The organism is Arthrobacter antioxidans (assembly GCF_023100725.1).
GTDB classification, from domain to species: domain Bacteria; phylum Actinomycetota; class Actinomycetes; order Actinomycetales; family Micrococcaceae; genus Arthrobacter_D; species Arthrobacter_D antioxidans.
In genome coordinates this window covers 384095-399039 of sequence record NZ_CP095501.1, presented here as the reverse complement: position 1 = coordinate 399039, position 14945 = coordinate 384095, and the positions used below count along the sequence as shown (strand labels likewise).

Here is a 14945-nt window from a genome sequence, read left to right as displayed (position 1 = left end):
GACCACGAAGGGCCCCGACTCCGGTCGGGGCCTTTTGCATGCGGGTTGCCCCCCAGTGGGACGGGTGGAAGGCTCAGCCCATGAGCGAACCCCAGAGCATTGATGTCATCGTGATCGGCGCCGGCGCTGTCGGCGAGAACGTGGCGGGGCGGGTGGTCGAGCGGGGTCTCTCGGCCGTGCTCGTCGAATCCGACCTCATCGGGGGCGAATGCTCCTACTGGGCCTGCATGCCGTCCAAGGCCCTCCTCCGCCCGGGCACTGTCCTCAACGCCGCACGCGGCGTGGCGGGCGCACGGGAAGCGGTCACGGGCCCCCTGGACGCCCAGCAGGTGCTCGAGCGCCGCACGTCCTTCACCTCCGGCTGGGACGACTCCTCACAGGAGGAATGGGTGACCTCGACGGGCATCGCCCTGGAACGCGGCTGGGCGAAACTCACCGGTGAGCGTGAGGTCGTGATCAGCCACGACGATGGATCCGAGACCATCTACCGCGCGAACCACGCCGTCGTGCTCGCCACGGGCTCCACACCGACCGTCCCGCCCATCGACGGGCTCGCCGGCCTCGACTACTGGACCACCCGCGAAGCGACCTCCGCGAAGGAGATCCCAGCGAGCCTCGCCGTCCTCGGCGGCGGCGTGGCCGGCGTCGAACTCGCTCAGGCCTATGCGCGGCTCGGGGCGGAGGTCACCGTCATCGCCCGCAGCGGGATCCTCGGCAACTACCCGAAGGAGGCCTCGGGCCTCGTCCTCGACGCCCTCCGCGGCGAAGGACTCACCGTCCTCACGGACACGGCGACGAACGCCGTGCGCCAGGAGGACGGCGGCTTCGTGCTCGATGTCGGCGACGGCCGGACCGTCACGGCGGAGAAGCTCCTGGTCTCGACCGGCCGGCACCCGCATACCGCCGGCCTGGGGCTCGAGGGCATCGGCCTGGACCCGACGACGCTGAGCCGGGACGCCACCGGGCGCGTGCCCGACGCCGGCGGCTGGCTGTACGCCGTCGGCGACGCGGGCGGCGTGGTCCAGTTGACGCACCAGGGCAAGTACGAGGCGCGCACCACCGGTGACGCCATCGCGGCCCGCGCCCGGGGCACCCTCGGTGATACCGCCGCGGACTGGAGCGCCTACGCGTCGACGGCGGACCGGAGCGCCGTCCCCCAGGTGGTATTCACCGATCCGGAGATCGCCATGGTGGGTCGCACCCTCGAGCAGGCACGGGAGGACGGCGTCAACGCCTCCGAGACGTCCCTCGAGATCGCCGTCGCCGGGTCCGCCCTGCACTCCGACGGTTACAAGGGCTGGGCGCAGATGGTCGTCGACGAGGACCGGAAGGTGCTCGTGGGTGTCACCTTCGCGGGGCCCGAGGTGTCCGAGATGCTGCACGCCGCCACGATCGCGATCGTCGGGGAGGTGCCCCTCGACCGTCTGTGGCATGCTGTGCCCGCCTACCCCACCGTGAGCGAGGTGTGGCTGCGGCTGCTCGAGAAGTACGGCCTGTGACCGGGCGGTCCGGGTCGGGTCAGCGGAGGGTCGACGCCCGGCGCACCACGAAGTCCGTGACGTCGGCGTCGCGCCCGTCGAGCTCCGCCCAGGGGCCGTCGAACGTCATGACGGTGAGGCCCGACGTCGGGTAGTCCGTCGCGAGGTCCATGACCGCGCGCTCGCTGGAGTGGACGGAGGCGAGGCGCATCGCCAGGTCCTGGATGCCGGGGTTGTGCGCGATGACGAGCAGGCTCGTCACGGTCTGCGGCACGTGGTTGATGAGGGCGAGCATCTCGGCGGGACGGGCCGCGTAGAGCTCGTCCTCCAGCTTGGGTGTGGGCGCCTTGTCCCCCAGTTCCTTGCAGACCCAGGTGCAGGTCTGGCGGGTGCGCAGGGCCGTGGAGACGAGGATGAAGTCGGGGACGGCGCCGTGCTCCAGCATCCAGCGCCCCACGAGCGGAGCGTCGGCGTGGCCGCGGGAGCTGAGCGACCGCTCGTGGTCGGGGATGCCCTCCTGGAACTCGGCCTTCGCGTGGCGCAGCAGCATGAGTCGTTTCAGGTGGGAGGCCATTCTCGCAGTCTAGGGCTTCTCCGGTGTGCCCGGCAGCCTAGATGGAGTACTCGGGGGCCGCCCAGACCACGACCTCTGGGTGGTCGTAGAAGCGGTAGCCCTGGCCGCGGACGGTGCGCACGGTGTTGGCCAGGCGGCCCAGCTTCGAGCGCAGGCGGCGGATGTGCACGTCGATGGTGCGCTCGTTCGGTACCTCGTCGGCGTTCCGCCACAGCCCGCTGAGCAGTTCCTCGCGGCCCACTGTGCGGGTCGCGTTCTCCACGAGGTAGTTCAGGAGTTCGAACTCCTTGAACGTGAGGTTCAGGGTCTCGCCGTCGAGGTGGACCTCGCGCCGCGACAGGTCGATGAGCACTCCCGTGGGCCGGGACTGCTGTGCCCGGGACGGTGCGGGTACGGCCTCGGTGCGGGCACGGCGGGCGACGGTCGGGTCGCCGAGCGCAGTCCGGACGACGTCGATGTCCGAGCCGGGAGCATCCGCCGGGGCGAGGGCGACGGCCGCGTGGCTCTCGGCGGTCGGCACGAGGGAGCGCACATAGGCCCGCACGTCCTGGGCCAGCTTGGTGAAGGTGGTGCCCGCAGCTGCGGCGGTGGCCTCGTCGAGGGCGACGTAGAGCACGAAGCCCCGCGCGGTCGTATCGCCGGTGACCGCCTGGGGGCCCGGGACGCCGTTGGGCGCCACGACGGGCACGGGAGCCGTCATGGCCGGCCCGGTGTCCCCGCCGGGGACGGCCTGCAGGCGGGACTGGGATGCCGGGGGCTGCTGCGCGTGACCGGGAAGGGCGTGTCCGAAGGACGGGCGTGCCTGGCGGCTCTGGGGCGAGCGGAGGGAGATGTGGACGTAACCCGGATTAACTGACATGGAACCAACCTCGTGAAGTGTGCCGTCATCGCGGCTCGAATGCGGGATGTGCCCGGTCGGGATGAAGAGGATCGCCCGCCGTTGGGCCTGAGAATGCGTAAAAGGGTTGGGGTGTAACCGTTACGCGTGCATTCGAAGACAGCAGCGGCCGGCTCCGGACAAAGTATCCGGGGAGGAGACTGCGGCTGAATATGCGAGTGAAAGGGTGTTCACGTGACGAATTATTGCACGTAACAATCTGCTACGCGCAAGTAACAAAGGTCGATAGTCCAGCATGCGGACGCCTCACGCGGGAGACGGAATGCGCGTCGAAGCGACCTGGTCCGTCGACAGGACACAAGTCGTCCACACCCCACGCCCCATAAGGACGATTCGTCCGAATGCAAGCCCTCACGAGGGCCGACGACAGAGCACTCCGCCCCGTCACGAGACGAAGCGGCCGGGCGTGGGTCCTAACCGACGACGCCGTAGAGGCGGTCGCCGGCATCGCCCAGGCCCGGGACGATGTACGACTTCTCATCGAGCCGCTCGTCGATGGAGGCCAGGACGATGGTGACGTTGCGGCCCTCGAGCTCCTCCTGCAGCGTGGCAAGGCCCTCCGGGGCGGCGAGCAGGCAGATGCAGGTAATGTCCGCGGCTCCCCGGGCGAAGAGGAACTTGATGGCCTCGCGGAGGGTGCCTCCCGTGGCGAGCATCGGGTCGAGCACGAAGACCTGGCGCCCGGTGAGATCGTCCGGCAGCCGCTCGGCGTACGTGATGGCTTCGAGGGTCTCCTCGTTGCGGGCCATCCCGAGGAAGCCCACCTCGGCCGTCGGCACGAGGCGCGTCATGCCCTCGAGCATCCCGAGGCCGGCGCGGAGGATGGGGACCACGAGGGGGGTGGGCTTCACGAGTCCGACGCCCTCGGTCTTCGTGACCGGCGTCTCGATGGACACGGTCTCGACCCGGACGTCGCGCGTGGCCTCGTAGGCCAGCAGGGTGACGAGTTCCTCGGTGAGGAGCCGGAACACCGGCGACGACGTGTCCTTGTCCCGGAGAACCGTGAGTTTGTGGGCTACCAGGGGGTGGTCGACTACCAGTACACGCATACCTCAAAAGTACCATTGGAGCCATGGCCCCCTCCCTCCTCCCCGTCCCCCCTGAGCACCGGGCGTGGATGGGGCTGGCCCTGGAGGCAGCCGCACTGACCCGCGCGAGCGCGGACGTGCCGATCGGCGCCGTCGTCGTCGGACCCGACGGCGCGGTACTCGGTACGGGCTGGAACCAGCGCGAGGAGCTCGGGGACCCGACGGCGCACGCCGAGGTGCAGGCCATCCGCGCCGCCGCCGCACGTCTCGGCGCGTGGCGGCTCGAGGGCTGCACCCTGGTGGTCACGCTCGAACCGTGCGCCATGTGCGCCGGCGCCTCGGTCCTGGCGCGCATCCCCCGCGTGGTGTTCGGGGCCTGGGACGAGAAGGCAGGAGCGTCGGGCTCGGTGTTCGACGTGCTGCGGGAGCGCCGGCTGAACCACTGGACCGAGGTCGTCGCGGGGGTCCGCGAGGAGGAGTGCGCGCTGCTGCTCACGGAGTTCTTCGCGGCCCAGCGGTCCGGTTCCGACCAGGGGCGATAGTGCGTAGGCTGATGAAATCCGCAGCATCCCCTTCGAAGGAGTAGACGTGGCAGATCAGCAGGACGGCTTGAAAGAAGTACAGGACATCCTCGGCAAGACCGACATCGCGATCCTCACCACCGTGAGCCTCGATGGCCGGCTCGTGAGCAGGCCCCTCGCGCTCCAGGCGAAGGACTTCGACGGCGACCTCTGGTTCTTCACGGAGGACCCCTCCCCCAAGGCCGACGAGATCCGCGCCAACCCGCAGGTCAACGTCTCCGCGAGCACGGGCAAGGGCTACGTCTCGATCGCGGGCACGGCAACCCTGACGAAGGACCAGGCGAAGATCGACGAGCTGTGGGGGCCCTCTGTGTCCGCATGGTTCGAGAACGGCCGTGAGGATCCCGCCGTCGCGCTCATCCACGTCGACGCCGACACCGCCGAGTACTGGTCCATGGACGCACCGCGCGTCGTCTCGGCCGTGAAGATGGTCAAGGGCCTCGTGACGGGCACCAAGCCCGACGTCGGCAAGAACGACGTCGTCGAGCTCCCCTAGCTGTTCTGCCCGGGCCGTTTTGGGTCTGGGGCGCTGGACCCGGTAACGTAGTGGCGTTGGTGACGTGTCCGAGCGGCCGAAGGTGCAACACTCGAAATGTTGTTTGGTGTAAAAGCCAACGTGGGTTCAAATCCCACCGTCACCGCCACGTGATGTCGTCAGGCATCGACCACAATGCGCTCTCCTCCGGGAGGGCGTTTTGTGTTTCAGGCGCCGGATGCTGACACGTCGTCGTTGAGCGCGGTGCACTCGGAGCAGTCGTGCGGGGGTCGGTTCGTTCCCGGGACCGAACAGCGACCCGTCGCCGTCCACGCAGCCAGGGCGCCCGGTCAGGAGATGACGTACGACCACGGCGGCACGCCGTGCCTCGCGAACCGCCGAACGGCCCGGATGGTGTCGAGGTACTCCTCGGTCCCATGACGTCCGGCTCGCCACCAGGGCGCCCGAAATAGAGATCGGAATTCCGTTCCCACTCCGGTCCTATATACCGCCGTAGGGCATCCGCGTATTCCCCGGAACATGTGCGAAGACGAAGATCGCGTTACCGATGCATGCCAGAATCGCGATGACGCAGATGACATTCATGAACGTGAAGGCTTCCTTCCCGAGGAGCAGGTCCTCCCGTGGCGGACTTCAAGCTTTCGACGATGGGTGCGTGCATAGTCGGATATTCAACCTCGGACGCTGCGGCGGAGCGCCCGCCGTCGACAGTTCGGGGCTCACCATCATCGCCCTGCGGACCACGTCCGAGCGCGCCACACGCCGGCGTCGGGAACGTCACCGAACCTCGGCCCCCTGCCTTCGGTATCACGTCACGGGAGGACGCCGCCGGGTAGGCGAAGCAGGGGTTCTGCCCCCGCCCGGAGCCGGTCGACTCCGGGCGGGGTGGCGGGATCAGCTCTCGTCCTCCGCTGCGGCGGCCTTGAGCGCGTCCCTCTCGGCGCGCAGGGCCTCCGTCTCGTGCTGCTCCTCGGCCTTCTCCTGGTGGATGACCTCCGCGAAGAGCTTCTCCATCTCCTTGGCGACGCCCGCGGCCGACGCCGGGTTCTGGCCGGTCACCAGTCGCTCGTCGACGACGACCTTCTCCTCGAAGACATCGGCGAAGACGTGGGTGGCGCCCTGTTCCTCGAGCCGGTCCGCAAGGAAGAACGGGATGACCTTGTCCTTCCCTGCGGCGACCTCCTCGTCATTGGTGAAGGCGGCCACCCTCCGGCCCTCGACGAGGCGGAGACCGTTCTCCAGCTCCACGTCGAGCAGGCCGGCCGGTCCGTGGCAGACCGCGCCCACCAGGCCCCCGGCGTTGTAGACGCTGGCGACGAGATTCTGCAGGCCTGCGCTGTCCGGGAAGTCCCACATGGTGCCGTGGCCGCCCACCAGGTAGACGGCGTCGTACTGGCCGGGGTCGACGACGTCGACGCGGGCCGTGTTGTAGAGGCCCGCCCGCGTGGTCTCGTCCTCGGTGAAGGCCACCTGGATGGGATCGGTGGTGTCCACCTCGTCACGCGGGGGCTGGCCGCCCTGGATCGAGGCGAAGTCCACGAAGTGCCCGGAATCCTTGAAGACCTTCCAGGGATGCGCGGCCTCGGCCACGTTGTAGCCGGTCTTCTCCCCCGTGTCGCCGAGCTCGGAAACGCTGGTCAGAACCATGAGAATCTTTTTCATGTAGTGCTCCTTTCGTCCGCATTCCACCCTACGGGGTGCACCTGGCCCGGGCCCGTGGGCCGGGCGATAACCTGAACCAATGGCAATCCGGGTGCTCGCAGTGGGCCGCAAGCATGAGAGCTGGGTGTCCGAGGGCATCGAGCGGTACTCCAAGCGGCTGAAGAAGCCCTTCGACCTCTCCTGGCAGCTCATCGCCCATTCGGCGAGAGAGCACGATGCGGCGCGCAAGGAGGAATCGGAGCGACTCCTCGCCAAGCTGGGGACCGACTACGTGGTCCTCCTCGACGAACGCGGCAAGGCCATCGACTCTCCGACCCTCTCCCGGACCCTGCTGACGCCGCTCGAGGCCTCCCGCAGCGTCACGGTGATCATCGGCGGCGCGTACGGCGTCGACCAGCAGGTGCACCAGCGGGCCGATTTCACCTGGTCCCTCTCGCCCCTGGTCTTCCCGCACCAGCTCGTGCGCCTCATCCTCGCCGAGCAGGTGTACCGGGCGCAGGAGATCGCGGGCGGGCGCTCGTACCACCACGAGTAGGCGGCCCAGGTAACGATCTCGGCACGACGTGGCGGACCTCTGTGGCGTGGGGGGCCGCGGCCGTAGGGTGAGCCCATGACTACACTGCTGGGGAGCAAGCGTTGGATCGCGGCCATTGCGGCTGCCGGAGCACTCGTCGCCGTGAGCGGGTGTTCGGCGTCGGATCCGGGGACCGGAGAACCGGCCGCGTCGACCTCCGAGACCGCGACCGGAGCACCGACGGCGTCCGGATCACCGTCCGCGGAGTCGACGGCGTCAGCCACGACACCAGCACCCGAACCGACGTCCGCGGCGTCGCCGTCCACGGCACCCACGACTGCCCCCGCGGACCCTGCGCCGAGCACGACGCCGTCCCCGGAGGCGTCCACGCCGGCCGCGGCCGGCCCCTGCACCGCGGCTCAGCTGACGGGGTCCGTCCAGGACCAGCCGGGCGGCGGCGCTGCCGGCAGTGTGTACCGCACCCTCGTGCTGACCAACGCCTCGGATCAGGGGTGCACGGTCGCGGGATACCCGGGCGTCTCCTCCGTGGACGGTTCGGGCAACCAGATCGGCGCCCCGGCGGACCGGGACGGGACGGCCTCGGTGCCCATGCTCCTCGCCCCGGGCGCGTCCGCCGCGGCCACCCTGCGGCAGGCCAACGCCCAGAACTACGGTGCCGACTGCGGACTCACGCCCGCGACCGGCCTCCGCGTCTACCCGCCCGGCGCCACCGACTCGCTCGTCCTCCCCCAGGCGCTCCCGGCCTGTTCCGCCGCGTCGATCGTGCTGATGACGATCAGCCCCCTGCAGGCCGCTTCCTAGTCCGTCCCTGCACACCGGCCTCCTGACCGAGTGTCGGTGCGCTGGGGCATGATGAGGGAGTGACGCAGGTACTGACGAGGTTCACCCCCGCAACCCATGAGTGGTTCGCGGGAGCCTTCTCCGAACCCACTCCCGCCCAGGAGGGCGCCTGGTCCGCCATCTCCGCGGGTTCCAACGCGCTCGTCGTCGCCCCCACCGGCTCGGGCAAGACCCTTGCTGCCTTCCTCTGGGCCCTGGACCGGCTGATCGCCTCCGGCGAGGGCAGCGGCGACATCGAACCCGAGCCCGCGACCCCCGCCAAGGGCCGGAAGGCCCCGGCGAAGCCGAAGCGCAGCACCCGTGTCCTCTACATCTCACCCCTGAAGGCGCTCGGCGTCGACGTCGAGCGGAACCTCCGGGCCCCGCTGATCGGCATCACGCAGACCGCGAAGCGCCTGGGCCTGCCCGCGCCCAGCATCACCGTCGGCGTCCGCTCGGGCGACACCCCGCAGGCCGAACGCCGGGCCATGCTGACGCGGCCACCGGACATCCTCATCACCACGCCCGAGTCCCTGTTCCTCATGCTGACCTCGAAGGCGCGCGAGACGCTCATGGAGGTGGACACCGTCATCATCGACGAGGTCCACGCCGTCGCCGGCACCAAGCGCGGCGCGCACCTGGCGGTGTCGCTGGCCCGCCTCGACGCCCTGCTCGAGAAGCCCGTGCAGCGCATCGGGCTCTCCGCCACGGTGGAGCCGAAGGAGACCGTGGCCCGCTTCCTCTCCGGCAACGCCCCCGTGGAGATCGTCGCCCCGCCGTCGAAGAAGCAGTGGGACCTGACCGTCACCGTGCCCGTGGAGGACATGACGGAGCTCGGCGGAGCGGCGGCGAACACCGACGACGACGGCGACGCCGTGCCGCAGGCGAGCATCTGGCCGCACGTCGAGGAGAAGATCGTCGACCTGATCCAGCAGAACCGGTCCACGATCGTGTTCGCCAACTCGCGCCGGCTCGCCGAGCGCCTGACCGCGCGGCTCAACGAGATCCACGCGGAACGCCGCGAGCGCGACGCCGTGTGGGCGGCGGGCGGCGACCCGGCCGCCGTCGAACCCGCTCCCCCGCCGTCGTTCGCGCACACCACCGCCACGCCGGCGCAGATGATGGCCCAGGCGGGGCAGTCCAGCGGCGCCGAAGCGCTCCTCGCCCGCGCCCACCACGGATCCGTCTCGAAGGACCAGCGCGCCCTCATCGAGGACGACCTCAAGTCGGGACGCCTGCGCTGCGTGGTCGCCACCAGCTCGCTGGAGCTCGGCATCGACATGGGCGCCGTGGACCTCGTGGTGCAGGTCGAGTCGCCGCACTCCGTGGCGAGCGGCCTGCAGCGCGTGGGACGCGCCGGCCACCAGGTGGGCGAGGTGTCCCAGGGCGTGCTCTTCCCCAAGCACCGCGGGGACCTCGTCAACACCACGGTCACGGTGGAGCGCATGCTCGCCGGGCAGATCGAACCCCTCTACATCCCCACCAACCCGCTCGACATCCTCGCGCAGCAGACCGTCGCGGCTGCGGCGCTCGGCACCATCGACGTCGAGGAGTGGTTCGACGTCGTCAGGACCTCCGCGCCGTTCGCCACCCTGCCCCGCTCCGCCTTCGACGCGACCCTCGACCTGCTCGCCGGACGCTACCCGTCCGACGAGTTCGCCGAACTGCGCCCGCGCATCATCTGGGACCGCGTGGAGGGCACCATCACCGGACGGCCCGGAGCGCAGCGCCTGGCCGTCACCTCGGGCGGCACCATCCCCGACCGCGGGCTGTTCGGCGTCTTCCTCGTCGGCTCCGAGGGCGAGGGTCCCCGGGCCGGGGGCCGCCGCGTGGGCGAGCTCGACGAGGAGATGGTCTACGAATCCCGCGTGGGCGACGTCTTCGCCCTCGGCGCCACCAGCTGGCGCATCGAGGAGATCACGCACGACCGCGTGCTGGTCTCCCCCGCCTTCGGCCAGCCCGGCAAGCTCCCGTTCTGGAAGGGCGACTCCCTCGGCCGGCCCGTCGAACTGGGCCGTGCCCTCGGCGCCTTCCGGCGCGAGATGTCCGGAGCCACGCCGGAGAAGGCGCAGGAGCGGTGCGAGAAGATCGGGCTCGACGCCTGGGCGTCGGGGAACCTCATCACCTACCTCAGCGAGCAGCGCGAAGCCACCGAGGTGGTGCCGAACGACAGGACGCTCGTCGTCGAACGCTTCCACGACGAGCTCGGCGACTGGCGCGTGGTCCTGCACAGCCCCTTCGGCATGCCCGTGCACGCACCATGGGCACTCGCCGTGGGGGCCCGGCTCGAGCAGCGCTACGGCATGGACGGCTCCGCGATGGCCTCCGACGACGGCATCGTGCTGCGCGTCCCCCTCATGGACGACGAGCCGCCCGGCGCCGACCTGTTCCTGTTCGACGCCGAGGAACTCGACGGCATCGTGACCGCCGAGGTGGGCGGGTCCGCTCTCTTCGCCTCCCGCTTCCGCGAGTGTGCGGCCCGCGCCCTGCTGCTGCCCCGCCAGAACCCGAGCAAGCGCACCCCGCTGTGGCAGCAGCGGCAGCGGTCGGCGCAGCTGCTCGACGTCGCCAAGAAGTACCCGACCTTCCCGATCGTCCTCGAGACCGTGCGCGAGGTCCTGCAGGATGTCTACGACCTCCCCGCGCTGAAGGATCTCGCGGCCTCGCTCGAACGCCGGGAACTGCGGATTGTCGAGGTCACCACGCAGCAGCCCTCCCCGTTCGCGCGGTCCATGCTGTTCGGCTACGTGGCGTCCTTCCTGTACGAGGGCGACTCCCCGCTGGCCGAGCGCCGGGCCGCCGCGCTCTCGCTCGACCCGACCCTCCTCAACGAGCTGCTGGGCCGGGCGGAGCTGCGGGAGCTGCTCGACGCCCGGGTCATCGCCGACACGGAACTCGAGCTGCAGCGCCTCAAGCAGGACCGCCTCGCCCGTGGGCTCGAGGGCGTCGCCGATCTGCTGCGCCTGCTCGGACCGCTGACCGTCGGGGAGATCGCCGAGCGCCTCGCGGCACCCGCCGATGAGCAGGCCGCCGCCGCACTCGTCGACAGCACTCCGCCGGCCGGCGCGACCCTCCGGGCGGTCGGCGGCGATCCGGAGGACGGCACATCCCCGTCCGGCGCGCCCCCGTCCGACGACCCCTCGGACGAGGAGCTGCTCGCCGCGAACGCCCCGGCCGCCCCGGACCCCCTGAGGGCCTCACCCGAGGTGGTGCGCGGACATGTGGCCGCCCTCGTGAAGGCCAACCGCGCCCTGACCGTGCACATCGGCGGCGTCGAGCGCATCGCCGCCGTCGAGGACGCCGCCCGCCTGCGGGACGCCCTCGGCGTCCCCCTGCCCATGGGCATCCCCCTGGCCTTCATCGAGCCCGTCGACGATCCTCTCGGGGACCTCGTGGGGCGCTACGCGCGCACGCACGGCCCCTTCACGGCTGCGGAGGCCGCGTCCCGCCTGGGGCTCGGCGTCGCCGTCGTCGCCGGGTCGCTGCAGCGCCTCGCCGGCGCCGGCCGTGTGGTGGAGGGCGAGTTCCGCCCCGCCGAGTCGGTGCCCGTGCTCGACATCTCGGCGGCGTCGGGCGCCGAGCCCGGCACCATCACCGTGCACGCCCCGGCCGCCAGCGAATGGTGCGACGCCGAGGTCCTCCGCCGCCTGCGCCGCCGGTCGCTGGCCGCGCTGCGCCAGGAGGTGGAGCCGGTGGACCCCGCCGCCTACGGGCGGTTCCTGCCCGCCTGGCAGCACATCGGCTCCGGACTGCGCGGCCTGGACGGCGTGGTCACCGTCATCGACCAGCTCTCCGGCGTGCCCATCCCCGCGTCGGCGTGGGAGCCGCTGATCCTCGCCCAGCGCGTGGCCAACTATGCGCCCGCCATGCTCGATGAGCTGACGGCGACCGGCGAGGTGCTCTGGTCCGGCGCCGGATCGCTGGCCGGCAACGACGGCTGGATCGCCCTGCACCTGGCCGAGAACGCCCCCCTGACGCTCCGACCCGATCCCACCTTCGAGCCCACGGCCCTCCACACCGGACTGCTCGACCTCCTCGCCGGCGGCGGCGGGTACTTCCTGCGGCAGCTCACCAACCAGCTCGACGTGCAGGAGGCGACGTCGGACACCGCCGTCGTCACCGCCCTGTGGGACCTCGTGTGGGCGGGGAGGATCAGCAACGACACGTTCTCCCCGGTGCGCGCCCTCCTCGCGCACGGGAAGACGGCCCACAAGCAGCGACCGGTCCCGGCCCGTGCACGGACCTCGCGGGCCGGGCGCCTGGGCCGCGCCCCCGGCAAGTCACTCACCGGGGCCTCGATGCGCCTGAGCGTGGCGGGCGACGACGGCGCCACCGGCGGCTACCAGCGGGCCACCCCTCCCCTGGCGGCCGGCCGCTGGAACATGCTGCCCGCCGTCGAGGCGGAGACCACCCTGCACGCCCACGCGCAGGCGGAGCTGCTGCTCGACCGCTACGGCGTCGTCACCCGCGGGGCCGTCGGCAACGAGGGCATCCCCGGAGGGTTCGGCCTCATGTACAAGGTGCTGGCGCGGCTGGAGGAGATGGGCCGGTGCCGGCGCGGCTATTTCATCGAGCACCTCGGCGCCGCGCAGTTCGCCGTCCCGGCCACGGTGGACCGCCTGCGCTCCTTCAGCGCCGACAACCAGTTGCCCACAGCGCAGGACGTGCTCGGCGGGGAGGCCGCTCCCCTGAAGACGGTGGCCCTCGCGGCCACGGATCCCGCCAACCCCTACGGCGCGGCGCTCAGCTGGCCCCAGGCCGACGGCGGCCACCGCGCCGGGCGGAAGGCGGGGGCGCTCGTCGTGCTCGTGGACGGGGCACTCGCGCTGTACGTGGAGCGGGGCGGCAAGACGCTGCTGGCGTTCACCGAGGACGTCGACGTCCTGCGGGCGGCAGCGCTGGCCCTGGTCACGATCATCCGCCGGGGGGCCGCGGACAAGATGGCCCTCGAGAAGGTCAACGGCGGCGAGATCCTGGACACCGACATCGGTCGCGCGCTCGCCGACGCCGGCTTCCACTCCACACCGAAGGGGCTGAGGATCCGTGCCTGAGGGCGATACCGTGTGGCGCGCCGCCCGCGAACTGCACCGCGCCCTCGCCGGGAAGACGCTGACGCGCTGCGACATCCGCGTGCCCCGCTTCGCCACCGTGGACTTCACCGGTGACACCGTGCAGGAGGCGGTGTCCCGCGGGAAGCACCTGCTCATCCGGGGCGGGGGCGACGACGGCTGGGACATCCACTCGCACCTCAAGATGGAAGGCCTCTGGCACGTCTACGCCCGCGGGGAGAAATGGCGGAGACCGGCCTTCAAGGCGCGCTGCATCCTGGAGACCGCGGACGCCGTCGTCGTCGGTTTCGAACTCGGCTTCCTGCGGGTGATCCCGCGCGCCGAGGAGGACGACGCCGTCGGATACCTGGGGCCCGACCTGCTCGGTCCCGACTGGGACCCGGAGGAGGCACTGCGACGCCTGAGGGAGCAGCCGGAGCGTCCCATCGGCCTCGCCCTGCTCGACCAGCGGAACCTCGCGGGGATCGGCAACGTCTACCGGTGCGAGCTGTGCTTCCTCGCCGGCGTGCACCCGCTCACCCCGGTGGGTGAGGTGCCGAACCTGCCGCGCATGGTCGAGCTGTCCAAGAAGCTCCTCGAGGCGAACAAGGAGCGCAGCACCCGGGCGACGACCGGACAGCTCCGCGGCAACACGCTCTGGGTGTACGGGCGGTCCCGGCGGGGCTGCCTGCGCTGCGGCACGCCCGTGGCGCTCGAACAGCTCGGGGACAAGGAGACCGAACTGCGGGAGCTCTACTACTGTCCGCACTGCCAGCCGCGATTGGAAGCCCCGGCCGGGACGGCACTACCCTGACCAGGTGGACGGAATCGGAGAGGTGATGCGCTGATGGCGATGAGATCACCCCTGCCCGTGCGCAACGGCGTCAACGCGACACGGCTCCGCCTGCCGGCCGAGGGCCCGTGGGAGACCGCCCTCGACTACATCCTCGACCGCTTCGACCACGTGGATCCCGAGGGCATCGGCGAGCGCTTCGACCGCGGGGAGGTGGTCGCCCTGGGCGGGGAGGTCCTGACGCGGTCCACCCCGCTCGGTGAGCACACGTTCGTCTGGTACTACCGTGAGCTGCCGGTCGAGGAGCGGCTGCCCGTCGAGCTGTCGATCCTGCATCAGGACGATCACCTGCTCGTCGTCGACAAGCCGCACTTCCTCCCGACCACGCCGGGCGGCATGTACGTGGCGGAGTCCGCCCTCGTGCGGCTGCGCGTGGAACTCGGCATCCCGGACCTCATCCCCATGCACCGGCTGGACCGCATGACGGCGGGCATCCTCATGTTCTCCATCGATCCGGACACCCGCGGCGCCTACCAGCTGCTCTTCGAGAACAGGCGCATCAGCAAGGAATACCGGGCCGTGGCGCCGGTCCGGCCGGAGCTGCGGCTCGACGAGGAGCCGCAGGACGTGCGCAGCAGGATCGTGAAGTCCCGGACCTACCTGCTGGCCCAGGAGGTCGAGGGACCGGCGAACACCCACACCACGGTGAGCCTGCTGGACCAGCGCGCCGACCGCGGCCTGTACCGGCTGCAGCCGCACACCGGCAAGACCCATCAGCTCCGACTGCACATGGCGTCCCTCGGGCTCGGCATCGTCAACGACCCGTTCTACCCGGTGCTGCACCCGCAGGCACCCGACGACTACACCCGGCCGCTGCAGCTCCTCGCGCACAGCATCGCGTTCGCGGACCCGGTGGACGGCACCGAGCGGAGCTTCGAGTCCGGCCTCACCCTCGCCGAGTTCGCCTGACCCTGCCCTGACCCGTCCCGGCGTCCCGCCCGGGTTCGTCCTGCGTCCTTCCCTGCCCTGACCC

The 14945-nt window shown here is 70.9% G+C and carries 12 protein-coding genes and 1 tRNA gene; 9 read left to right on the top strand and 4 right to left on the bottom strand.

Translation table 11 applies throughout. The annotated features are described in order from the left end of the window. Positions 1-80 precede the first annotated feature (80 nt). Complete coding sequence (locus tag MWM45_RS01975) at positions 81-1499, top strand: dihydrolipoyl dehydrogenase family protein (RefSeq protein ID WP_247827905.1); 1419 nt, start codon at positions 81-83, stop codon at positions 1497-1499. A gap of 19 nt (positions 1500-1518) precedes the next feature. On the opposite strand, the gene MWM45_RS01970 is transcribed toward MWM45_RS01975, so the two are convergent. From MWM45_RS01970 to upp, 3 genes are all read right to left on the bottom strand, one after another. Beyond that, a complete protein-coding gene (locus MWM45_RS01970) occupies positions 1519-2052 on the bottom strand; it encodes a SixA phosphatase family protein (protein WP_247827904.1) in 534 nt (177 codons plus the stop codon). Positions 2053-2089: 37 nt separating this feature from the next. After that, on the bottom strand, positions 2090-2911 hold the full coding sequence (locus MWM45_RS01965; RefSeq protein WP_247827903.1) for a winged helix-turn-helix domain-containing protein: 822 nt from the start codon (positions 2909-2911) through the stop codon (positions 2090-2092). Positions 2912-3363: 452 nt separating this feature from the next. Further along, positions 3364-3999: a uracil phosphoribosyltransferase gene (gene upp, locus MWM45_RS01960; protein ID WP_043443215.1), complete on the bottom strand. Its 636-nt coding sequence runs from the start codon at positions 3997-3999 to the stop codon at positions 3364-3366. Positions 4000-4022: 23 nt separating this feature from the next. On the opposite strand from upp, the gene tadA reads away from it, so the two are divergent. The 3 genes from tadA to MWM45_RS01945 all read left to right on the top strand — a co-directional run bounded on the left by tadA (position 4023) and on the right by MWM45_RS01945 (position 5203). Next, complete coding sequence (tadA, locus tag MWM45_RS01955; protein ID WP_247827902.1) at positions 4023-4520, top strand: tRNA adenosine(34) deaminase TadA; 498 nt, start codon at positions 4023-4025, stop codon at positions 4518-4520. Positions 4521-4566: 46 nt separating this feature from the next. After that, complete coding sequence (locus MWM45_RS01950; protein ID WP_052274074.1) at positions 4567-5055, top strand: pyridoxamine 5'-phosphate oxidase family protein; 489 nt, start codon at positions 4567-4569, stop codon at positions 5053-5055. A gap of 58 nt (positions 5056-5113) precedes the next feature. Continuing rightward, positions 5114-5203 (top strand) — tRNA-Ser (locus tag MWM45_RS01945). Positions 5204-5949: 746 nt separating this feature from the next. Here the strand turns inward: MWM45_RS01945 and MWM45_RS01940 are convergent. Beyond that, a complete protein-coding gene (locus MWM45_RS01940) occupies positions 5950-6717 on the bottom strand; it encodes a type 1 glutamine amidotransferase domain-containing protein (RefSeq protein WP_247827901.1) in 768 nt (255 codons plus the stop codon). A 79-nt stretch (positions 6718-6796) separates the two neighbouring features. Between MWM45_RS01940 and MWM45_RS01935 the strand changes: the two genes are divergently transcribed. From MWM45_RS01935 to MWM45_RS01915, 5 genes are all read left to right on the top strand, one after another. Further along, a complete protein-coding gene (locus MWM45_RS01935; protein ID WP_247827900.1) occupies positions 6797-7252 on the top strand; it encodes a 23S rRNA (pseudouridine(1915)-N(3))-methyltransferase RlmH in 456 nt (151 codons plus the stop codon). 75 nt (positions 7253-7327) lie between these two features. Next, positions 7328-8053: a DUF4232 domain-containing protein gene (locus MWM45_RS01930; protein ID WP_247827899.1), complete on the top strand. Its 726-nt coding sequence runs from the start codon at positions 7328-7330 to the stop codon at positions 8051-8053. A 59-nt stretch (positions 8054-8112) separates the two neighbouring features. Further along, the gene (locus tag MWM45_RS01925) at positions 8113-13122 is read left to right on the top strand and encodes an Lhr family helicase (RefSeq protein ID WP_247827898.1); all 5010 of its coding nucleotides are present in this window, start codon (positions 8113-8115) and stop codon (positions 13120-13122) included. Then, positions 13115-13933, top strand: a complete 819-nt coding sequence (locus MWM45_RS01920; RefSeq protein WP_247827897.1) for an Fpg/Nei family DNA glycosylase — start codon at positions 13115-13117, stop codon at positions 13931-13933. The genes MWM45_RS01925 and MWM45_RS01920 overlap by 8 nt, the downstream gene beginning before the upstream one ends. A gap of 39 nt (positions 13934-13972) precedes the next feature. Beyond that, the gene (locus tag MWM45_RS01915; protein WP_247829104.1) at positions 13973-14881 is read left to right on the top strand and encodes an RluA family pseudouridine synthase; all 909 of its coding nucleotides are present in this window, start codon (positions 13973-13975) and stop codon (positions 14879-14881) included. Positions 14882-14945: the final 64 nt, after the last annotated feature.

Coding starts and splice junctions, on each gene's coding strand:
- MWM45_RS01975 (WP_247827905.1), top strand. CDS start 81: ATGAGCGAACCCCAGAGCATTGATGTCATCGTGATCGGCGCCGGCGCT.
- MWM45_RS01970 (WP_247827904.1), bottom strand. CDS start 2,052: ATGGCCTCCCACCTGAAACGACTCATGCTGCTGCGCCACGCGAAGGCC.
- MWM45_RS01965 (WP_247827903.1), bottom strand. CDS start 2,911: ATGTCAGTTAATCCGGGTTACGTCCACATCTCCCTCCGCTCGCCCCAG.
- upp (WP_043443215.1), bottom strand. CDS start 3,999: ATGCGTGTACTGGTAGTCGACCACCCCCTGGTAGCCCACAAACTCACG.
- tadA (WP_247827902.1), top strand. CDS start 4,023: ATGGCCCCCTCCCTCCTCCCCGTCCCCCCTGAGCACCGGGCGTGGATG.
- MWM45_RS01940 (WP_247827901.1), bottom strand. CDS start 6,717: ATGAAAAAGATTCTCATGGTTCTGACCAGCGTTTCCGAGCTCGGCGAC.
- MWM45_RS01935 (WP_247827900.1), top strand. CDS start 6,797: ATGGCAATCCGGGTGCTCGCAGTGGGCCGCAAGCATGAGAGCTGGGTG.
- MWM45_RS01930 (WP_247827899.1), top strand. CDS start 7,328: ATGACTACACTGCTGGGGAGCAAGCGTTGGATCGCGGCCATTGCGGCT.
- MWM45_RS01915 (WP_247829104.1), top strand. CDS start 13,973: ATGAGATCACCCCTGCCCGTGCGCAACGGCGTCAACGCGACACGGCTC.